Source organism: Oligella ureolytica DSM 18253 (genome assembly GCF_000373745.1).
GTDB classification, from domain to species: domain Bacteria; phylum Pseudomonadota; class Gammaproteobacteria; order Burkholderiales; family Burkholderiaceae_B; genus Oligella; species Oligella ureolytica.
Map to the genome: position 1 here is coordinate 1 of NZ_KB892310.1, position 21508 is coordinate 21508.

Consider the following 21508-nt stretch of genomic DNA (forward strand, 5'->3'; position numbering starts at 1 on the left):
GCTTTTTACGGTCTGGACGATATACTTTCTTGGTCATGGCTAACGTTTCCTCTTGGCCATCGAGTAGGCCATATTCATATAAGCGTTNCCATTTTAAAATACTCGAAGGCGAGATGCCATCAAACTGACTACTCGCTTGATACGCTGAAAGTGACTCATTGTGCATCGTTTCAACGACCATCCGTTTAAAAGCAAGAGTATGATAAACCGTTGGTTGACGCCTCAATAAGCCAGCAAATCCATGAGTACGATATCTTCTTACCCAACTTCTAACNACAGAACGTTCAAGCGAAAAATGACGAGCAGTCAGAGTGTACCCCCGATGCATTTCAAGAAAATATTGAANAACGAGACATTTGAATTCGCTACTGTGTTTTTTCCTAGACATAAATAAGCTCCCCCTTGGAGATGAGTTCAAGGGGGAGCTTTTTATTGGCACAGTCGTAAATAAAAAGCTACCATAACTAGAAGGCTAAGGAATCACTTAGTAAAAAAATACTATCTATCTAAGGAGTTAAGACAATGAGTCAGCAATTGACAAATGATGATGTAAAAAAGGCCGATATTACTAAAGTCATGCATTCTTGGTCCGTTCAGGGCACGCTCAACCCCTTTGTTATTAAATCTGGCTTAGGTGTCAAGGTTTGGGACTTTGAGGGTAATGAGTATCTGGACTTTAGTAGCCAGTTGGTCAATACAAATGTTGGTCATCAGCATCCTCGCCTTGTCAAGGCGATTCAAGCGCAGGCCGCCGAGCTTGCCACGGTCGCGCCGGCACACGCTAATATCACACGCGCCCATGCGGCTGAAGCCGTGTTGAGCGTCGCACCAGCCGGTTTTAAAAAAGTATTCTTTACCAATGCAGGAGCAGATGCCGTAGAAAATGCGTTTCGCATGGCTCGTGTGTTTACCGGACGTGACAAAATCCTCTCTCAATACCGTTCATATCACGGCAATACCAGTGGTGCGATTCAAGCAACAGGTGAACGTCGCCGATTTAAAAATGAGTATGCTCATGGCTTCGTACATTTCTTTGGTCCGCATCCTTATCGTAGCGACTTCTGGTCTTCTAATGAAGAGGAGGAGTGCGAGCGTGCTTTGCATCACTTGCGTCGTGTGATTGAGTCTGAGGACCCCAGCAATATTGCAGCGATGATTTTTGAAGCGTTACCGGGTAGTGTGGGTGTTGTCGTTCCACCTAAAGGCTATTTTGAAGGTGTCAGACAGCTTTGTGATGAGTTTGGCATCATGTTGATTATGGATGAGGTCATGGTTGGCTTTGGTCGTACCGGTAAGTGGTTTGCTCATCAGCATGCTGACGTGACTCCGGACTTAATTACCTTTGCCAAGGGGGTCAACTCAGGCTACGTACCGGTAGGTGGGGTGATTGTATCCGATGCGATTAGCGACTACTTTGATGATCAGATGTTTCCGGGTGGGTTAACCTATTCAGGCCATCCTCTGGCAATGGCTTCAATTGTTGAAAATATCGCCATCATGAAAGACGAGCAGCTGATTGAAAATGCTGAGCGTTTAGGTCGTGAGATTTTAGGTCCCGGATTAAAAGCCTTAGCTGAAAAGCATCAAATTGTGGGTGATGTACGTGGTCGCGGTTTATTTTGGGCGATTGAGCTGGTAACCGATCGTCAAAGTAAAGCCGTGCCGTCTGCCGCTGCGATGAATCAGGTTAAAAATGAGTTGATTGCTCAAGGCCTGCTACCCTTTATGTCAGATAACCGCATCCATGTTGCTCCGCCGCTCGTGGTCAATGAAGAGGAAATTAAGCAAGCACTCGCAATTTATGATGCGGTTCTGAGTCAGACTACCTTTTAAGTCAGGTAGGCTTTGATCTCTTTACGGATGTTTTCTGCAAACAAACGGTATACCTCTTTGGCTGCTAAGCCATAGTGAGCAGTCATTAAGACATTATCAAGCGAGTAGAAGGGATGCTCGCTTGGTAGTGGCTCTTCTTCAAATACATCTGTCGCGTAAAATGGCACTTGACCTGTCTTTAAGGCAGTGACGAGGCCTCCGGATCAATAATTTCCGCTCTGGACGTGTTGACTAGTAGAGCATTCTTTTTTAATAGAGAGAGATTTTGAGCGTTGAGTAGGTGCTGAGTGGTTGGTCCCAACACCAAGTGAATGCTGATGATATCGGAGCTACTCATTAGTTCGTCTAAGCTCATGGCCTCAACGCCATGTTCAGCAGCGCGTGCAGGGGTCATATTGGGACTCCAGCAAGTGACCTTCATCCCAAATGCTTGAGCGACCAGCGCTACCTTTTGCCCAATACTGCCAAGCCCGATTAAGCCTAATTGCTTATCTTTAAGTGACGAAGGGATAAAGTCGCTGTGGCGCCATTCTGCTTGTTTTGCACTGATTCTGAGACTGTCTAATTGCTTATAAGCGGTTAAAATCAACGTCCAAGCGAGTTCGCATGTTGTGGACTTGGAATCACCACCTTTAGCAAAAGAGGTGCTGATACCTGCTTTTTTTACGGCGTCAGTATCCATGTTGCGAACTTGGGCACCGGTGCAAATAATGTGTTTTAAATTAGGCGCATGAGCAATAAAGTCAGCATCAACGGCGGTTCGCTCACGTAATAAAATGATGACCTCAGCGTCTGTGATGGCCTGATAGAGATCCTGTTTGACTAGGTGGTTTGTGTAAATTTGTAGCTCAATTTGCTCCGCCACATCGGGGCAGTTGAGATTTGAAGAAAAGAAATTTTCCCAGTCATCAAGCATGACGATTTTTGTTTTGCTCATATTGTCTCCTCGAAATAAGGTAGTGATGATCGAATTATGCTACCGTCTTAACGTAATATATACAGAACATTATCTATTAGCAATGGAGTATTGTTTGTAATTTGCTGAGTATTTGTTATGTCGTGTTATAGATACTTTTTTAACACTTGGATAGGGTTATGAGAATTTTAATTGTCGAAGATGAGCATGACTTAGCTCATTGGCTAAGTAAGAGCTTGCAACAAAATAGTGACTGGATAATCGAGTGGTCTAGTGATGGTGCCTTGGCATTCAAGCGTATAGCCGCTGAGGACTTCGAGGTTATTATTTTGGATCTGGGGCTGCCGGGAATCGATGGCGTGAGTTTAATTAAAAAAGTTCGCGAACGGGAGATTTATACACCTATCTTAGTATTGACAGCCCGTGACTCTTTGTCTCAACGGGTTCAGACCCTAGCTTTAGGGGCTGATGATTTTTTAGCAAAGCCTTTCAGTATAGAGGAGTTAAAAGCCAGACTAACCGCACTTGTCAGGCGTAGTCGAGGTTTGGAAAAGACAGGTCTTAGCTTAGGTAGTTTAAAGTTGGATCTCACTCAGCAGCAGTTTACCCTTGATGGCGAGGTGCTGGCATTGACGCCACGGGAATTTGCTGTGTTAAGAACATTGATGCTAAAAAGCGGTGAGCCTGTCTCTAAGCAATTTATTTTGGATCGGTTGCTTGATGCGGATAGTGACTTGAGCTTAGAGGCAATTGAAGTAATTATTCATCGCTTACGTAGGAAACTACCGACAACCGCTGTAGAAATTGCCACCTTGCGGGGTATTGGTTATTGCCTACAAAAGGTTGAAAATGATTAAGTACCAACTAAATAGCGTTTTTATCTAATTTATTGCTATGAATAATTTACGCCAGTTATTACTTAAGCACCTAAGCGATAGCAGCTTTAAGAGTTTGTTGTTATGGCTGTTGTTACCGTCTTCGCTGTGCGTGATGATTTTTACCGTGTGGGGTTCAATTGCCAATATAGATGAGCATGTGAATAAAGCCTTTGACCGATCGTTAGCGGGTGCGCTTTATGCTATTTCTAAAAATATGCATTATGAAAGTGGCGGTATCAGCATGGAGCAACCCTTTTATTTGCTGGAGCTACTCGAGCTGACGACCAGTAGTAAAGTGTATTTTAGAGTGATTACAACTGATGGTCTCACAGAAATAGGCTATGTAGATATACCGTTGCCAAAGGCTACCTTGAAGTATGATATACCCGTTTTTGAATACGGTGAGTACTTGGGAGAGTCTGTGCGTGTAGCGACAATGCTGGTTGAAATCCCAGCCTCTGCTGAGTATAGAGCAGGCTCTTCTTTATTAATTCAGTTGGCTGAGACGCAGGAAGACAGAAATCAGGTCATACATAAGTACATGTGGGAGACTATTTTAAGTAACGTCATCATGCTATTACTGCTTTTTGGTTTTATTTATCTCGCTGTTGTTTTAACCTCATCTCTCATAAGAACTGCTTCAAAAAATATTGAAAATAGACGATTAGATGATTTGAGGCCACTGGATGAGAAGCTATTACCGCGAGAAATGCGCCCATTAACCAAGGCCATTAATAGCCACATAGATCGTTATGCAAAAAAAGCTGAGCAACAAAGAATTTTTCTTGATGATGCGTCGCATCAACTACGTACGCCATTATCCGTCATTCATACTCAGTTGGAATATGCTGAGAGTTTAACGAATAATTCAGAGCTGAAGGAGGTGTTATCCGCTGCAAAAAATCGTTTACAAAAAACAGTTGATTTAACTAATCAGTTTTTAAGTTTAGCAAGGGTTCAGGGTCCAAGCGGTTTGCACGGCAATGCCGAGGAATACGAGTTGATTGAGTTAAATGCTTTAGCAGAGCAGGTGGTGTCAGAAAATGCGATATCTGCCCTCAAGAAGAAAATGGATTATGGTTTTGAAGCTGCTCCACAATCTGTTTATGTTAGAGGGATTGCTTGGTTGATACGAGAAGCGTTAAATAATTTAATTATTAATGCGATTCGTTATTGTCCAAAAGGGGCTGAAATTACTGTGACCGTCATTGACTCAGCATCGGAAGCGGTTGTGCAATTGGTGGACAATGGTCCGGGAATGAGTGAAGCTGATTTGGCCGGAGCAGGTAAGCGCTTTAGGCGGGGGCAAGAGGGTAAAAAGCAAGATGGCTTCGGCTTAGGTTTGTCTATTGTACAAAGCGTGATGGATACTCATCAGGGGACGTTTGAAATCTTTAATAATGCAGATGGTGCTGGTTTGTGCGTCCGTTTATTTTTTAGAAAGTAATACCTGATTGTAGTTAAAACATAGTTACAAATTATAAGAATCAGTCAAAAACACTATATATTTATCGGTGTTTTCCCTAGAATTTTTGCTTTTGAAAGCAAAACGAAAGCTTGTGAAAGTTATTGTTAGAGTGTATTAACATTTATAACTATATTTTGGGAGCGACCATGTATTTAACTAAAAAGTTATCTGCTGTGTTTTTAGCGTGTGGTGTGATTTTTTCTGCCAATGTGGCACAAGCACAAGAGCCAAACCGTCCGGAATGTATTGCACCGGCACAACCGGGTGGTGGTTTTGATTTGACCTGCCGTATTGCTGTAAATAGTTTTCAGAATAGTGATTTATTAAGCAATCCGATGCGTACTATTTATATGCCGGGTGGTATTGGTGCAGTCGCATATAACAATATCGTGTCGCAGCGTAAGGCAGATCCCAATGCGATTGTGGCTTTTTCAGGTGGTTCGTTATTGAATTTAGCCCAAGGTAAGTTCGGGCGCTATAGTGCCGATGATGTGCGTTGGTTAGCGAGTGTTGGTACTGATTATGGCGCTTTGATGGTTCGTAAAGACTCGCCGTTTAAAACCCTTGATGACTTAATTCAAGCACTAAAAACTGACCCGAGCAAAGTAGTGTTTGGTGCAGCTGGCTCAATTGGTAGTCAGGACTGGATGGTCGTCGCATTAACCGGTCGAGCTGCTGATGTAGATTACAAAAAGATTCGCTTCGTGGCCTTTGAGGGGGGTGGTGAAGCCTCTACGGCCTTGAGTGGTAATCATGTTCAAATCTTGTCGATAGGTGCAGCGGAGGCTGTTGGTGCGATTGAAGGCGGTTCTGACATGCGTGTCTTAGCGGTTTTTAGTGACGATCGTTTACCAGGCGTGTTGTCTGATGTGCCAACGGCTAAAGAGCTGGGTTATGAAGTTGTTTGGCCCGTTATACGCGGATTTTATGTTGGGCCTGAGGTAACTGATGAGCAATATGATTGGTGGGTTAACGCGTTCAACGAATTATATAAAACAGATACGTACAAAACTATCCAGAAGCAACAAGGCTTATTCCCACTTGAAATGTCGGGCAAAGAATTGGATGACTTCGTCAAAAAGAGCGTAAAAGAATATGCTGAACTAGCGGACAGCTTTGGCTTAATGAAATAATCTTTCAAGATACCTACTTCCTAATTCAGATAATACAGAGTCTAAACCGTAGTAAGTGATGTGACTACGGTTTAGCTCAGTTGACTCAAATCTTTGAGGAATAATTCAGATGAAATTAACTGATCGCACTCTGGGAATAGCAGCGATTTTATTTGCTGTGTTCTTAGGTGTTTTTGGCTACGATTTAGAAGCCCCATTTTCCTACGAGCCAATTGGTCCTAAAGCCTTTCCTTTATTAATCGCCGTATTAATGACCATCTGCGGATTGATTTTAACGGTGAGAGGTGGAAATGAAGCAGAGGAGAATACGACAAGCGCTAATTTACGTATTCTGACGATGGTGGTGTATATCATTCTATACGCTTTCTTATTCCAACTATTAGGCTTTGTCATCTCGACTGCCCTCATGACTACCTTTGTCGGCAAGCTGTTTGGTGCCAAGTGGTGGCAAGCAATAGTTAGCGGTGTGGTGATGTCTGTACTGATGTTTTTATTATTTGACGTGAGCTTAGATGTTGTCTTGCCCGAAGGTCTTTTAAGAGGTGTACTATGAGCGGAGTTTGGGAACACTTAGCGTTAGGTATGGGCGTTGCATTTTCCGGTATTAACCTGTTAATTGCAGCGATTGGAGGACTTATCGGCACGATTGTGGGTGTCCTTCCGGGGCTTGGACCAATCAATGCGGTAGCCATGTTGGTGCCAATTGCTTTTGCTATGCAGCTACCTCCGGAAAGTGCATTAATCTTGCTTTCAGCAGTATATGTGGGTGCTGAGTACGGCGGGCGTATATCATCCATTCTGATAAATATACCCGGCGAAGCAGCTGCTGTGATGACCACGATAGATGGCTATCCTTTAGCTCGCAAAGGGATGGCAAGTGTTGCTTTATCCATTTCTGCTTGGTCTTCTTTTATCGGCTCTACGATTGCCATTATTGGAATTCTTTTTTTAGCGCCTGCTCTGGCAAGTTGGGCGGTTGCTTTCGGGCCGGCCGAATATTTTGTGCTCATTGTTTTTGCCTTTTGTGCTTTGAGTAGTCTATTAGGTGAACAACCGGTAAAAGGTATGATAGCGGCGCTAACAGGTTTAGCTATTTCTACGGTGGGTGTCGATTCAAACTCTGGCGTATATCGTTACACTTTCGACATCGCTAATCTGTCAGACGGTATTGATTTTGTTGTCGTGGTTATTGGGCTGTTTGCAGTATCTGAGATGTTGCAAATGCTGGAAAAGCTTTTAAAAGGCTATTCAATTAACGTGCCTAAAAGCGACCGCAAGCTATTTAATCTAAGTGAGCTAAGAAAAACTTGGTGGACTTCAATACGTGGCGGCTTAATTGGCTTTGTTGTCGGTGTCTTGCCGGGTGCAGGTGCGAGTGTGGCATCAGCAGTGGCCTACTCATCAGAGAAAAAATACATCGAAGGACGCGATCCCAATGCTCAGTTCGGCAAGGGTGATTTGCGAGGCTTGGTTGCACCGGAGGCTGCTAATAATGCATCGGCTACCGGGTCCTTTATTCCTATGCTGACTTTGGGTGTGCCCGGTTCAGGTACAACCGCAGTGATGATGGGTGCCTTGACGCTCTATAATATTACCCCGGGTCCGGCATTGTTTGAGCACCAACCACAAATCGTCTGGGGGTTGATTGCCTCATTATTTATAGCTAATTTGATGCTATTGCTAATGAATATACCTATGGTTAGAGTATTTGCAGCGATGCTTAATATTCCATCATGGTTGCTAGTACCGGGGATTTTGGCCATTAGTTTTATTGGTGTCTGGGCCTTAAACGCAACGAATTTTGATCTGTATATGGTTGTTATCATTGGGATTGTCGGCTATTTTTTCCGCAAACTTGATGTGCCATTGGCTCCGTTAGTTTTAGGGGTGGTTTTAGGTAATTTGATGGAGCAGAACTTGCGCCGCGCCTTATCTATTAGCAATGGTGAAATAGGGATTTTATTCCAAAGTAATATTTCTATTGGGTTGTGGATTCTGGCCTTGGCGGTTATTGTCATTCCACCATTAATGCGTCGCTGGTTAGGTGGTAGAAAGGCACCGGCAAATTAAATTCATAACTTTTCTATCCCGTGATAGTCGCTAAGATGACTATTAATGTAAAAAACTGGTGCCGACGTTAATCAGGTTAGCACCAGTTTTTGTTTGTCTATATAAATTTTTAATAGTAGGCTGCTCTCTACTATTAATCTCATTTTTTAATGATGGCTTGTGCTATGGCAAAACAGATCTTTTTTGGTTTTTTGGTTGCTTTGATAGGTTCTTTGCTTGCAGTGGCTATCGGCACCCCAATTCCTTGGCTTTTGGGATCATTAATCTTTACTGCTGCATTCAGAATTAATGGCGCGAATATCGCTTGTCACGTGGTTTTTCGAAAAATCGGTCAGTGGATTATTGGCATTTCTTTAGGGTTACACTTTACTCCTGCAACAGTCGAAATCATTAAAAACCTATCACCTTATGTCTTTGCCGGATGCGTTTTTGCGGTTGCGATAGGTTTAGTAGGTGCTGCTATCTTATATAGGTGGGGGGGAGTGGATTTTGCGACCGCTTATTTTGGTAGTACAGTAGGTGGTGCCAGCGAAATGGTGGTATTAGCAGAAAAAAATGGCTCTACCAATCTTTCGCTAGTTGCCTCTGCTCATAGTTTGCGAGTTTTATTGATTGTCATTACTATTCCCTTTGCTTATCAGTTTTTAGGCTTAAAAGGTGATTTAAGTTCACAGGTGACACTGGCTGAATATAGCTATATTGGTTTAGTTCAATTACTGGCCCTGACAGCTATTGGTTGCTTTATTTTGGAAAAAATAAAGGCGCCTAATGCCATGATGTTGGGAGGCATTATAGTGACCGCTTTACTCACATCAAATGATATTGTTTTTACTCAGTTACAGCCTGAAATTCAGCGTATTGGACAGATGTTTTTAGGATGGTCTTTAGGGAGTAACTATAGGTCAGGGTTTTTTAAGCAAGCACCTAAGTTTTTGGGGGCTGTCACTTTGATGACGACGGTATATATGCTGTTAGCCTTTATCTTTTGTGTTAGCGTGGCATGGATGTCTGATATGTATTTGCCTACAGCCATCTTAGCGATGAGTCCGGGAGGATTAGCGGAAATGGCAGTCACTGCCAAGGTGTTGATGCTGGGCGCACCGCTGGTTACTAGCTTTCAAGTGAGTCGATTGATTTTTGTGCTGTTTACAGTTGGTCCGATTTATCAACGCTTAAATAACTATTTAAAAAGAAAGCGTAGTGTTTAAGTAATGAGGGTAGAGTGTGTACTGAACCGCTTGCTTTATTGCTTAGCTGATGAAGAAGCTCTAACCCTATAGGGTTAGAGCTTTTTACTTTAAACGTCTTCTCTCGATTCCTTAGCGTACTTTAATAAAGCACCGAATCGATAAAATGCATGCACAAACTTACCAAATGGCATAGTCACAAAGAGAGCTAAAATAAGACTCAAATGTATAATTAATAGACTTGGCATAGCATATGTTTCACGCCAAATCATTAATGCCAAACCACTGATGGCAGTGAAAAACAATAATGCAATGAATGCATAATCCATGCCCATTTGTCGAATATCCTTGATCTCTTCATCCGCTTTTGTTTTGAGTATAAATAGACCGGCAGTGCCAATAGCTAATGAAATACCACCCATTGTTCCTAAGATTTTTGGAACGCTAAAAAAGGGATAAGGTGCAACCAAGCCTAAGAAATAATGCATGATCGTCCCACTGCTCGTAGCAGCAAAGCAAAGCATAAAGCCATAAAAAGTAAAATGGTGAAAGTATCTCCGCCACGGTGAGATATTGTCATCCGGGTAGGTACAACCGGTTTTAATATTACCATGCAGGTATTTCATACTTAACGCATCTGAGAGGGCTTGCTTGACATTAGCGCCTGTGAACAGCGATTTTGGATCGGGTTCTATATCTTTTAGGTAGTTTTTAAATCCCATCAAGATGGCTACTAGCATCCACACAAAGGCTGTGCCAAACACAATGACTAAAAAATTATGTGGAAAAATAGTATAGAAGTCGCCATTTGCCGGACCGGTAGCGTTAAAAATATTTGCACTGAAAAATAGAGTGATGAGTGTAAGTACAAAGAGTAGAGTGGCGATAAGTCCATTTTTAGCAAATAGCTTAGCAATGCCTTTGGGCCACGCATATTCTGTATAAGTACTAAGGCGAAGTTGGGCAAATTGTTGGGGGATATTGACTTGGAATTCGTGTGGCGGTGCGTATTGACACGCATAATAACACTCACTACAGTTATGGCAAAGATTTGCTAGGTAGTGCATATCGATAGTAGTAAAATCTAAGCGTTTTTCCATCGCAGGGAAAACAGCACAAAACCCTTCGCAGTAACGACAGGAATTACAAATACCAATAGAGTGTTTAGATTCTTCAAGAAGTTTTTCAAGCGTTAGCATTTTTTGCAGCCTCCCTACCCGCAATTCGACCAAAAACTGTACCAATCGCCATGCCAAAGCCGGCGACGTATCCTTGGGTTAAAATATTACCGGCCATGATTTCTCCTGCTGCAAATAAATTATCAGCCATGGATCCATCAGCCATAGTCACTCTCGATTCTTTGTCTACTTTGACTCCCATATAGGTAAAGGTGATGCCTGTTGCCAATGGGTAGGCATAAAAAGGACCCTCATCAATGGTGGTAGCCCAGTGTGTTTTGTTAATTTCTAAACCTTTAGTGTGGCAGTCATCTAAAATGCTGTGATTAAAAGTGCCTTTTTGGACTGCTGCGTTATAAGTGGCGATCGTTTCTAACGATTGATTTAAAGGTAAATTCAGTTCTTTTATGAGAGCTTCCAAGGTGTCAGCTTTGATTGATTTGAAGACTGAGGGCATAAAGCGACCAATGGATTTTTGATCGATGATGCAATAGGCTATTTGGTCAGGCTGTTTAGCTACTAAACGACCCCAGATAGCATAGCGTTTTGGCCAAAAATCTTCTCCTTCATCATAGAAGCGTTCGCCATTTTTATTTAATACGATTCCTAGAGAAACACAGTCCACACGAGTGACAATGCCACCATCATATAATGGCGAGCGAGCGTCAATCGCTACGGCATGTCCTTGTGTAGGATCACCGATAATCATTGCTTGATTACGAATCAGCTCTTTTAATAAAACACCCTGATTAAAGCGGGTACCACGTATTAAAAAATTCTTAGCGGCAGGCCCCCAAGCTTCTTCGAGCCACTCTCGATTTGATTCAAAACCACCAGCTGCGATTACAAACGCTTTAGCGCGCATGCTTTTCTCCAAGCCATGTTGCATTACTGTGATTGACTCGCAGACGCTACCTTTCATATTTAGACGTATGCATTCGGTTTCGTAAAAAATTTCAATGTGTGATTTTTCAGCTGCCTTGTAATAAGCATTGACTAGTGCCTTTCCACCGCCTAGAAAAAATGCATTGGTACGGCCTAACTGTAAAGTGCCTCCTAAGGAGGGCTGAAAACGCACCCCATTTTTTTTCATCCATGCAGTTGCATCAACTGTTGAACGAATAACAAAACGCGCCATACTTTCATTGGTTTGGCCGTTGGTAACGCGCCAAACATCTTCGAAATATTCATCTTCCGTGTAGCTATCAGTAAGCACATCAGTGGGTTCATTGTGCATGCAACGCAGGTTGCGGGTATGACTACTATTGCCTCCACGCCATTCTTTGGGGGCGCTTTCAATTAAGGCAATTTTTCGTGCACCTTGTTCTCTAGCGCTTAATGCAGCACATAGTGCGGCATTACCTCCACCAATGACGATGACATCATAAAGTTGATCCATATCAGGTAGGTCCATTTTGGGTTATAAAAATTATTTAATTGTATGAATACTCATGTATTCATTTGTGTACATAGTGATTTTATTGTACATGAGAATGTATTCTTTTGTATACAAAAGATTTTATAAGAGAGTTTTTGTATATAATGGCTTTGAAATAGGTGTGAAAACTACAACATTTATTAAGTGTATGGTGATGACAGAGAAAAAAAATTTATTTGATGAGGTTGATGATGGTGATAGGCTGCGAGGTACAACTTCAGCTCAACAAGCATATCAATACATTATCAAAGGGCTGGAAGAAGGCACTTTACAGCCAGGAACCAGAGTCCGCGAAACAGAGCTCGCAAAGAGTGTAGGCATTAGCCGAACACCTGTGCGCGAAGCGTTGAATCGTTTAGTGAATGAGGGTCTTGTTATAAATGATGCCCATAGAGGCATGATTATTACGGAGTTAGATCAAGCCTTGGTGGGTGAGCTGTATGAGATGCGAGCTGTTTTAGAAAGTACAGCCGCCTCTTTGGCTGCTAAGCATGCAACTGATGTTGAGATTTCTTTATTACGTACATTAATGGAAGCGGACAAAGATATGACTGATCCGATAGAAATCGCCAATAACAATCGGTTATTTCATCAAGTACTGTATCAATGCGGGCACAATCGTTTTTTGTTAAAAACTTTACAAGCGTTACAGAATTCGATGCTCTTGTTAGGTGATAGTACCTTAGCAGAAAGAGGGCGTCCGGATGAGGCCAGAAATGAGCATGAGGCGATTGTTAATGCATTAGAGGATCGAGATCCTGAGGCAGCAGCAGAAGCAGCTCGCCAACACATTAAAGAGGCTTATAAAACTAGATTAAACCGTTTTTTGTTTGACAAATAATGACCAACATATTAGTGACCGGTGGTGCCGGTCAAGTAGGGCAAGTGTTCAGGGCCTTAGGGTTGAGTGAGCTGGCAGTGTGTGACCGTCAGGCAATGGATATCACTGATACGCAATCAATTATTCAAGCGCTTCGCCGGTTCCGCCCAACAATTCTTATCAATGCCGCTGCTTATACCAATGTAGAGCGGGCAGAGATAGAGCAGGAGCAGGCTTTTGCGATTAATGAAAAGGCGGCTGGACTATTAGCTGAACGATGTGCGGAGCACGGTGTACAGTTAATTCATCTATCAACGGACTATGTGTTTGATGGAACCAAGGGGGCGCCTTATGAGGTGGCTGATCAAACCAATCCGCTCAATCGCTACGGACAAAGTAAATTGGCTGGTGAAAAGGCGGTTCTGAATGCCAATCCGCAGGCAATTATTGTGAGAACTGCTTGGCTTTACAGCGAGTTTGGTGAAAACTTTCAGACCAAAATTCTACGTGCTGCTAAGGACAAGTTACAAAAGGGTGAAGCGTTGAGTGTGGTGAGTGATGAGTGGGGTAGTCCGACCTATGCGCCGGATTTAGTGCATTTTTTAATGCAGCTTAGCCAACAATACGCAAGCCATAACGGTCGGATTTTACATTTCGCCGGTCATCAGGTGATGCACCGTTTGGCGCAAGCTGAGCGGCTATTAGCAGCAGCGCTGGTGAGAGGGGAGCTGGCAGAGCTGCCTAAGATTAACGCTGTGCTTAGCCAAGATTTTCCGACCTTAGCTAAGCGTCCGACTAACAGTGCGTTAAAAAGCAGTCTCTTAAACGTCGCTTAAACTTAAGTTAGGCAGTAATCGCACCCAGCCAGGCAGCGGCAATGAGTAATACGCCGGTCAGCATATTAGCTCTAAAGAGGAAAAAGCTTCGCTCCGGCTTATTAATATCAAAAATTTTGAGTTGCCATATAAAGTGGGCTGCAATCAATGCGATAAAAATAAAGTAGCCCCAACCCATCGCCATGGACCATCCCCCCCACAACCAGAGAATCACGGTGGCAAGATAAAATCCGCTGAGCCAGTAGAAACCATTGTCACCAAAACGAATGGCTGTGGACTTAAGACCTAATTTAAGGTCATCTTTGATGTCGGTATAGGCGTACATGGTGTCATAACCGATTTGCCAAGTCACGGCACCAAGCCACATGGCCCAAGCAGCCAATGGGATATAGTTGTTGGTGTCCGACCAAGCCATTAACATACCCCAGTTAAAAGCCGCGCCCAATACGGCTTGTGGCCAGTGAGTAAAGCGCTTACAAAGCGGGTAGATAATGACTAGAGGCACTAGGGCAAGTGCCATCCAGCGGCTATAACTATTGATAAAAAACAGCAAAACCGCTGCAACAGCAAATTGTGCAAAAAGGAAAATAACGGCTTTTTTGAGGGTGATTTCACCGCTGGTGAGTGGACGGTAGCGAGTGCGTTCGACATGCTTATCAAAGTCTCTATCCCAAATGTCGTTGATAGTGCAACCCACACTGCGCATCAGCAAAGCACCCAAACAGAAAATAAATAAGCGAGCAATATCGGGAAAGCCACCTGCAGCTTGGAAAAGAGCTGCAATACAAGGTAAGACAGTTAACCAAGTGCCGACAGGTCTATCTAAGCGCGCAAGGCGAGCATAGGGCCGCCATGCTTTAGGCAGATTTCGTTGTACCCAGTCATCGTGGCTAATATCACTTAAATCCGGTTGAGAGTTTGATTGTGTCACTTAAATTACGCAGTCTGAAAAATTAATCAAAGCTCTATTCTAAGCAATTACAGGTGATCCATGAATACCCTTAGCTTTTATTTAACAATAATCTTTCTAAGAAAATGACGTTAGCATAGCGTTTTGGCGTATTTTATTAGAGGTGCCTATGCGCATACATAGTGAAAAATCGGCTTTATTAATTGTTGACGTACAAGATAGCTTGATTCCACATATCGATAAATCTGAGCACATGGTAGAAAAAGTCATTTGGCTTTGTAAACTTGCACAACGTTTAGAATTGCCGATGATCGTCAGTGAGCATTGCGTTGATAAAATCGGTGGTACGAATCAGGCCGTCATGGAGATGGCAAGCGGTGCTCAAGTTTTTCAGAAGCGTAGTTTTTCTGCTGTCCGTGATGGCATTATTAAGCGGACGCGTTTAAATGACAAAGACCATATTATTGTGTGCGGTATGGAGTCGCATGTCTGTGTGCTGCAGACCTGCTTGGATCTGCTTGCCGCAGGAAAAGAAGTCTTTTTAGTGCGAGATGCCATCTCTTCACGTAAACCGAGTGATCTTGAGTTGGCGGTTGAGCGTTTAAGGCAGGCTGGTGCAGTAGTGGTAAGTACAGAAATGGTCGCATTTGAGTTAATGGCTACAGCAGAACATCCGAGCTTTTCGACCGTACTAAAGCAGTTGATTAAATAAGAAGCGTTTACGTAAAAACAATCTACTACATATTGACTAAACTCGATATAGTCATATGAGTTATAATCGGTCCTCTTATAAAAACTGTCTTTGCGTGTTATATGGTTCAATCTGCACATCTGACCACAGATGCCCTGATTTTCCAGTCTAGACCACCTTGTCCTAGATTGAAAAGGTTTGCGGAAATCTCAGTGTTTCTCGCGGGTTTTCTCTGCCTTATCGTACCCAGTGGTTATTCATATGGTGCAGCGTTGCTTTTTCTTGGCGGCATGTATGTGGTGGTGAGAGAAAGAGGCTTGTTGCCCATTGACCGTTATGATAAGTATATTTTAGGTGCGCTTCTGATTGTTGGCCTTGAAGGAGTCTTCAATTGGCTGTGGCATGGATTTGATGGTGATCTGGATAAAAATATACGCTTTATCTTAGCCATACCTATTTTTTATCTTATTTATCGAGCCCGCCCGTCGTTGCATGCCCTTTGGTTAGGTCTGGTTTTTGGGGTCTTGGGCGCCTGTGTGTTTGCGCTTTATCAACGGTTTTCGTTGGGCTTGATACGAGCTGAAGGTTTTACTAATGCTATTCAGTTTGGCAACCTGGCAATGTTACAAGGAATCCTTTGTTTGTCCGGTTTGGGTTGGGCCGCTACGTTAAAAAAACATCGCCGTTTTTATATTTGCTTATTGGGAATTGCCGCCGTTGCCGGGATTGTTACTTCTGCTATGTCAGGCACACGCGGTGGTTGGATCGGTTTACCGGTTATTTTGTTAGTGGTCTTTTTTTTCTATCGAAAAGTGTTTTCAGTCAGAAGTCAGTTAATCGCTCTCCTGTTTTTGATTGTTGGGGGCACGTATTTGGTTGCCAATCCTCAGATTGGCGTTAAGGAACGCATTCAGGAAGCCACGCATCAGGTAACTTTATTTCAGGAAGGTCAGGTAAACACATCGATTGGTTTGCGTTTCGAGATGTGGCGAGGAGCCTATCATTTAGTTCAAGAAAAACCTCTGTTCGGTTGGGGCAAAAAGGGCTACCAAGAGGGGATGAGGACTTTACGCGATCAGGGTGAGATCCATCGCGGTGCAACCGCGTTTAATCATCTTCATAATGATTTTATTGATCGCTTGGTTAAGCATGGGTTTATTGGGCTTTTTGCCTTGGTTTTGTTGTATGTATTTTCTCTGAGGGCTTTTTCTACGGGCAGAAACTATCGTGAACTACCTATCAAATCCGTGGCGTTAACCGGTATCTTGTTAGTTTATTGTTATATTGATTTTGGTATGACACAATCGTTTTTAAGGCATAACAGTGGCGTGATGGTCTTTGCCACGTATCTGGCGGTGATTGCCGGCTATTTTAAGGTACAGCGTTTGAGCTCGACTCAAGCAATCAAAAACAAAGCGTAGTGATAGAAAAATGAAGATCCTTGTTACTGGCGGCGCCGGCTTTATTGGTTCAGCGCTCGTTCGTTACCTTATCGAAACGCAGGAAGATGAGGTATTTAATGTCGACAAGCTTAGCTATGCCGTTCACCCTTATGCGTTGGCGACGGTCTCAGCCAATCCGCGTTATCAATTTAAGAAGTTGGATATTTGTGATGAAGCTGCGTTAGCCCGTGTTTTTGACGAATTTCAGCCGGATGCGGTGATGCATCTGGCTGCCGAGACACATGTGGATCGCTCCTTAAGCGGTGCACATGCTTTTATGCATAGTAACTACATGGGTACCTTTAAGCTCTTAGAGGTGATGCGTCATTATTGGCAGCAGCTTTCCGGACAAAAGCGTGAGCATTTTCGCTTTCTGCATGTGAGTACTGATGAGGTCTATGGTGATTTGCCACATCCCGATGACGATCCTCAAGCGCAGGATGTGCAATTTAAAGAAACCTCGCCTATCGCCCCAAGTTCCCCGTATTCAGCGAGTAAAGCAAGTTCAGACCATTTAGTTCATGCGTGGCATCGGAGTTATGGTTTACCTACCATCATTAGCCGATGCTCTAATAACTATGGGCCCTATCAATTTTCTGAAAAGCTGATTCCTTTTATGGTTCAGCAAGCGTTAAACCATCAGCCTCTAACCATTTATGGTACAGGCCAACAAATACGCGATTGGCTCTATGTTGACGATCATGTCAGAGCCTTATACCTACTGTTAAAAAAGGGTCAAGTCGGTGAAATATACAATATTGGTGCAAATAATGAGCGACGTAATATTGATATTGTGCATAAAATCTGCCAAATCATGGATGAGCTCGTCCCGCTAGCGAATGGTCAGTCGTATAAGCAACTGATCCGACACGTAGCAGATAGACCAGGTCATGATGTACGTTATGCGATTGATAGTACTAAGCTCCGGGCTGCCACTGCTTGGGTTCCTGAAAATGACTTTGAGACGGCGTTGGCTAAGACGGTGGCGTGGCTTGTGAGGGATTTTGATGCAGCTGCAAAATACCAAGCTTAAAGGCGTCAAGCTGATTAAACCCGAGCTTCATCGTGACGCGCGAGGCTTTTTAAAAGAGTCGTTCAGTTTACGGCGATATCAGGCGCTATTAGATATACAGCTTGATTTTGTGCAAGATAATATCTCTGCTTCAAAACAAGGTGTGCTGCGCGGATTGCATTTTCAGAAACATAGACCTCAAGGCAAATTAGTGATGGTGACTGAGGGCGTGATTTTTGATGTGGTGGCAGACATTAACCCTAGCTCTTCAACCTTTGGACAATATGTGGGGTGTGAGCTGAGCGCAGAAAATCACTTGCAACTTTGGGTGCCGCCGGGCTATGCCCATGGCTTTTGTGTGTTGAGTGAAAGCGCTCAGGTACTTTATAAGTGCACTGATTATTATGATCCTGATGATCAGGGCGGCGTGGCTTGGAACTGCCCCACCTTAGCCATCGATTGGCCTATAAAATCGCCTATCTTATCGGCTAAGGATGCTGAGCTGTCATTTCTTTAGAGGACTAAATTTCCAAGTTATCTTCGATGTAAACAACTTGCTCTTGCTCGTCTTGAGGAAGAATTAAGTTGAGTACAACAGCAGTGATACCACCCATACAAATCGGGTTTTGGAACAGCAAAGGCAGTTGATTAAAAATCTCCGGTTCAAATGCGACACCAAGACCTAAGCCCACAGAGGTTGCGCAAATAATGGCTTCACGGCGACGAATGCCATTCGTTAAGATAATACGAATACCCGCGATCGTGATTAAGCCGAACATCAGCACCATGGCGCCACCCAGCACAGGGCTTGGAATGGTCGTAAAGAAGCGACCGACCATTGGGAAAAGACCAAGGATAATCAGGATCACCGCAATGTACTTACCGATATGTCGTGAAGCTACGCCGGTCATCTGAATAACGCCATTGTTTTGTGCAAAGGTGGTTAAAGGTAATGAACCGAGCGCAGTGGCAATGACTGATACCAAACCATCGGCCATCACACCGCCACGTAAGCGCTTATCAAAGGTTTCCCCTTTAATTGGCTGATTGGAGACTAAAGCGGTCGCTGTTAAGTCACCGACTGCCTCAAAGACGCTCAATAAATAAATGGTACCGGCAATAAAAAAGGCATGCCATTGAAAATCAAAGCCGTATTTAAATAAGACCGGCACAGTGATAATCGGTAAATTGTGAAGTGCTGAGAAATCCACTTTGCCCATAAAAAGCGCAACGATATAACCGACCACCAAACCAATCGCAATACCGCCCATGCGTAGTAGGGGATTTTTAAAGCAGTTAAAAACTAAAATAATTACTAAAACGAGCGTGGCCAGACCAAGATTTGACCATGAGCCAAAGGTGCCGTCTGCCTTGGAGGCAAAGCCGCCACCAAAGTCGACAATCCCTACATGAATGAGACTAAGCCCGATCATCATGACGACGACGCCACTCACGGTAGGGGTAATGACACGTTTGAGGTAGGGTAATATCCAAGCAGCGCCCATGATAAGGAAGGCACCGACAAAGGATACGCCTAGCAAGGCAGAAATCATGGCGTTTTCAGAAAAACCATCTTCCTTCATGCCCATACCAAGACCGATCATCACCGTCACAAAAGAGAAGTTGACCGACTGAATAGAGAGTAATCCGGAACCTATGAAACCAAAGCGATTGACTTGGATATAAGTGCCTACACCAGAGGCTATCATCGCCATGGATACCAAGTAGGCCGTCATTTCTACCGGTAATTGCAATGCGCCACCGACGATTAATGCCGGCGTAATCATCGGTACAAAAATAGCTAAAAGGTGAGTCATGGCGCTGAGGAGGGCGCTAAAAAAAGGAGGTTTATCTTCTAATTTATAGACTAAGTTGGTGGGTTCTTCGTGGAGCTGAGTGTGTGACATGAGATAGACTATCAAAAATAATGGGCGTTATTTTAGCAGAAGCCCATGAAATGAAAGGATAAAAATCGAGATTGAGCTTAAAATGAAATGCTTTAACAAAGAGAGAGCTTCTGATAGCCTGTAAAAAAGAGGGTCACATTTTATTTGCTATTTGAATTGTCATGGTTTTGTCAAAATCTCTGATTACACTTAAGCTATTTAACATAAACAGCATAGATAAATGAAGATAGTTGTCGTTGGTACAGGTTATGTGGGCCTGTCTATTGCCACTTTATTGGCACAAAAGCATGAAGTGGTCGCTTTAGATATTAATGCCGAAAAAGTCGCTTTAATTAATCAAAGGATTCCCCCTATCGTCGACGAGCAGATTAGTTATTATTTTGAACATAACCATCTCAATTTACGAGCGACCAATGACCCTACTGATGCCTATCCGGATGCTGATTATATTGTGATTGCGACCCCAACAAATTACGATCCGGAAACCAATCATTTCAACACCAGTTCAGTTGAATTGGTGGCAGCTGATGCTCTAGCGTATGCACCGGAAGCGACGTTGGTGATCAAATCGACCGTGCCGGTTGGTTTCACCGAGCATTTAAAAAAGCGGTTAACAACAGACAATATCTTTTTCTCGCCGGAGTTTTTGCGTGAGGGCAAGGCTTTGCACGATAACCTATATCCCTCAAGAATTGTGGTGGGTGAGAATTCAGACAGGGCAAGATGTTTTGCCGAGTTGCTTACTCAGAGTGCCCTCAAAGAAGATATTGCGGTCTTGTTGACTGACAACACAGAAGCCGAGGCGATTAAGTTATTTGCCAATACGTATTTGGCGATGCGCGTTGCATTTTTTAATGAGCTTGATACCTATGCTGCAACCAAAGCACTAAATACAGAGCAAATTATTCAGGGCGTTTGTTTAGATCCACGTATCGGCAGTCACTACAACAACCCGTCGTTTGGTTATGGTGGCTACTGCTTACCTAAAGATACGCGGCAATTGCTTGCGAATTACAAAGATGTGCCACAAAATCTGATTCAATCTATTGTGGATTCCAATAGTACACGTAAGACCTTTATCGCCGAAGATATTTTGGAGCGTAAGCCTAAAACCGTAGGCATTTATCGACTGATTATGAAGGCCGGTTCTGATAATTTTAGAGATTCTTCGGTTCAAGGGGTAATGAAACACTTGTTAAGTAAAGGTGTTCGTTTAGTGATTTATGAGCCGATTATACAGGAATCAAGTTTTTATAATTGCGAGGTTATCTCGGATTTCGCTGATTTCAAATCACAAGCGGATGTGATTGTCAGCAACCGCATGAGCCCCGAATTGGATGATGTGCAGCAGAAGCTCTATACACGTGATATTTTTGGCGGTGATGCTTAGTTACTTGAGAAAAGATTGACTTATCAGAGCTTCTTTTTCCAGCGTTTAAAGCGATTAAAAAAAGGTGCCACTACTGGGTGGTGGCTTGCCCTAATTTTTTTACCTAGGTCGGCTCCGGATCGATTACGTACGTGAAATCGATGAATATGCTCTTTAGGGGTATGGCGAGTATTTCGACCAAAAGGATTCGTGGTGTAAAAATATTGAAAACCCTCGCTTTGTGCAATGGCTAAATACTCTTCATTAAAATACCCCTGTGGAGCCTGTAGATATTTTTGTGTAAATGCCATTTTCTTTACTACTACAGGTGAGCGGTAACTCGTTCACCAAACTCTATACTAAACCGATTTAAAGCCGAGCGCCAATTCCGTATTGGCATAGTCCATCGTTGACTAGCAT

Annotated in this window: 20 protein-coding genes and 1 pseudogene; 14 read left to right on the top strand and 7 right to left on the bottom strand. The window is 43.3% G+C overall.

What is annotated here, in order from left to right; all coding sequences use genetic code 11:
* Window positions 1-388, bottom strand: a 388-nt coding sequence (locus tag B092_RS16130) for a helix-turn-helix domain-containing protein (protein WP_156813067.1), incomplete at its 3' end; no start/stop codon positions are given.
* 134 nt (window positions 389-522) lie between these two features.
* Between B092_RS16130 and B092_RS0108300 the strand changes: the two genes are divergently transcribed.
* Window positions 523-1833 (top strand): aspartate aminotransferase family protein, encoded by a 1311-nt coding sequence (locus B092_RS0108300; protein ID WP_018574775.1) that lies wholly within the window; start codon window positions 523-525, stop codon window positions 1831-1833.
* On the opposite strand, the pseudogene B092_RS14045 reads toward B092_RS0108300, so the two are convergent.
* A pseudogene (locus B092_RS14045) lies at window positions 1830-2770 on the bottom strand (NAD(P)-dependent oxidoreductase). The gene B092_RS0108300 and the pseudogene B092_RS14045 overlap by 4 nt on opposite strands.
* A gap of 158 nt (window positions 2771-2928) precedes the next feature.
* Here B092_RS14045 and B092_RS0108315 point away from each other — a divergent pair.
* From B092_RS0108315 to B092_RS0108340, 6 genes are all read left to right on the top strand, one after another.
* Window positions 2929-3606 carry a response regulator gene (locus tag B092_RS0108315; protein WP_018574778.1) on the top strand — a complete coding sequence of 226 codons (678 nt, stop codon included), beginning with the start codon at window positions 2929-2931 and terminating at the stop codon, window positions 3604-3606.
* A 37-nt stretch (window positions 3607-3643) separates the two neighbouring features.
* Entirely contained in the window at window positions 3644-5074 is a 1431-nt protein-coding gene (locus B092_RS14050; protein WP_018574779.1) for a sensor histidine kinase, read from the top strand.
* 167 nt (window positions 5075-5241) lie between these two features.
* A complete protein-coding gene (locus B092_RS0108325; protein ID WP_018574780.1) occupies window positions 5242-6228 on the top strand; it encodes a Bug family tripartite tricarboxylate transporter substrate binding protein in 987 nt (328 codons plus the stop codon).
* Between the two features lie 109 nt (window positions 6229-6337).
* Window positions 6338-6781, top strand: a complete 444-nt coding sequence (locus tag B092_RS0108330; RefSeq protein ID WP_018574781.1) for a tripartite tricarboxylate transporter TctB family protein — start codon at window positions 6338-6340, stop codon at window positions 6779-6781.
* Window positions 6778-8298 (top strand): tripartite tricarboxylate transporter permease, encoded by a 1521-nt coding sequence (locus B092_RS0108335; RefSeq protein ID WP_018574782.1) that lies wholly within the window; start codon window positions 6778-6780, stop codon window positions 8296-8298. The genes B092_RS0108330 and B092_RS0108335 overlap by 4 nt, the downstream gene beginning before the upstream one ends.
* Before the next feature lie 164 nt (window positions 8299-8462).
* Complete coding sequence (locus tag B092_RS0108340) at window positions 8463-9506, top strand: AbrB family transcriptional regulator (protein WP_018574783.1); 1044 nt, start codon at window positions 8463-8465, stop codon at window positions 9504-9506.
* A gap of 89 nt (window positions 9507-9595) precedes the next feature.
* Here the strand turns inward: B092_RS0108340 and tcuB are convergent, their stop codons facing one another.
* Both tcuB and tcuA read right to left on the bottom strand, forming a co-directional pair.
* On the bottom strand, window positions 9596-10684 hold the full coding sequence (gene tcuB / locus B092_RS0108345) for a tricarballylate utilization 4Fe-4S protein TcuB (protein WP_018574784.1): 1089 nt from the start codon (window positions 10682-10684) through the stop codon (window positions 9596-9598).
* The gene (gene tcuA / locus B092_RS0108350) at window positions 10671-12062 is read right to left on the bottom strand and encodes an FAD-dependent tricarballylate dehydrogenase TcuA (protein WP_018574785.1); all 1392 of its coding nucleotides are present in this window, start codon (window positions 12060-12062) and stop codon (window positions 10671-10673) included. The genes tcuB and tcuA overlap by 14 nt, the downstream gene beginning before the upstream one ends.
* Window positions 12063-12249: 187 nt before the next feature.
* On the opposite strand from tcuA, the gene B092_RS0108355 reads away from it, so the two are divergent.
* Window positions 12250-12942, top strand: coding sequence for a GntR family transcriptional regulator (locus tag B092_RS0108355; protein ID WP_018574786.1), 693 nt, complete (start codon window positions 12250-12252; stop codon window positions 12940-12942).
* Window positions 12942-13757 carry a dTDP-4-dehydrorhamnose reductase gene (gene rfbD / locus B092_RS14055; RefSeq protein WP_018574787.1) on the top strand — a complete coding sequence of 272 codons (816 nt, stop codon included), beginning with the start codon at window positions 12942-12944 and terminating at the stop codon, window positions 13755-13757. Before B092_RS0108355 ends, rfbD begins: the two co-directional genes overlap by 1 nt.
* Window positions 13758-13764: 7 nt before the next feature.
* Here rfbD and ubiA read toward each other — a convergent pair whose 3' ends face one another.
* Complete coding sequence (gene ubiA / locus B092_RS0108365; RefSeq protein ID WP_018574788.1) at window positions 13765-14688, bottom strand: 4-hydroxybenzoate octaprenyltransferase; 924 nt, start codon at window positions 14686-14688, stop codon at window positions 13765-13767.
* A 148-nt stretch (window positions 14689-14836) separates the two neighbouring features.
* Between ubiA and B092_RS0108370 the strand changes: the two genes are divergently transcribed.
* The 4 genes from B092_RS0108370 (at window position 14837) to rfbC (ending at window position 18329) form a co-directional block, all read left to right on the top strand.
* Window positions 14837-15379: an isochorismatase family protein gene (locus B092_RS0108370; RefSeq protein ID WP_018574789.1), complete on the top strand. Its 543-nt coding sequence runs from the start codon at window positions 14837-14839 to the stop codon at window positions 15377-15379.
* Window positions 15380-15570: 191 nt separating this feature from the next.
* The gene (locus tag B092_RS0108375) at window positions 15571-16779 is read left to right on the top strand and encodes an O-antigen ligase family protein (RefSeq protein ID WP_018574790.1); all 1209 of its coding nucleotides are present in this window, start codon (window positions 15571-15573) and stop codon (window positions 16777-16779) included.
* A 10-nt stretch (window positions 16780-16789) separates the two neighbouring features.
* Window positions 16790-17833 carry a dTDP-glucose 4,6-dehydratase gene (gene rfbB, locus B092_RS0108380; protein ID WP_018574791.1) on the top strand — a complete coding sequence of 348 codons (1044 nt, stop codon included), beginning with the start codon at window positions 16790-16792 and terminating at the stop codon, window positions 17831-17833.
* On the top strand, window positions 17808-18329 hold the full coding sequence (gene rfbC, locus B092_RS0108385) for a dTDP-4-dehydrorhamnose 3,5-epimerase (RefSeq protein ID WP_018574792.1): 522 nt from the start codon (window positions 17808-17810) through the stop codon (window positions 18327-18329). Before rfbB ends, rfbC begins: the two co-directional genes overlap by 26 nt.
* Before the next feature lie 4 nt (window positions 18330-18333).
* Here rfbC and B092_RS0108390 read toward each other — a convergent pair whose 3' ends face one another.
* Complete coding sequence (locus B092_RS0108390) at window positions 18334-19719, bottom strand: nucleobase:cation symporter-2 family protein (protein ID WP_018574793.1); 1386 nt, start codon at window positions 19717-19719, stop codon at window positions 18334-18336.
* 220 nt (window positions 19720-19939) lie between these two features.
* Between B092_RS0108390 and B092_RS0108395 the strand changes: the two genes are divergently transcribed.
* A complete protein-coding gene (locus B092_RS0108395) occupies window positions 19940-21109 on the top strand; it encodes a nucleotide sugar dehydrogenase (RefSeq protein WP_018574794.1) in 1170 nt (389 codons plus the stop codon).
* A 23-nt stretch (window positions 21110-21132) separates the two neighbouring features.
* On the opposite strand, the gene B092_RS0108400 is transcribed toward B092_RS0108395, so the two are convergent.
* Entirely contained in the window at window positions 21133-21399 is a 267-nt protein-coding gene (locus B092_RS0108400) for a polysaccharide deacetylase family protein (protein WP_018574795.1), read from the bottom strand.
* Window positions 21400-21508 lie beyond the last annotated feature (109 nt).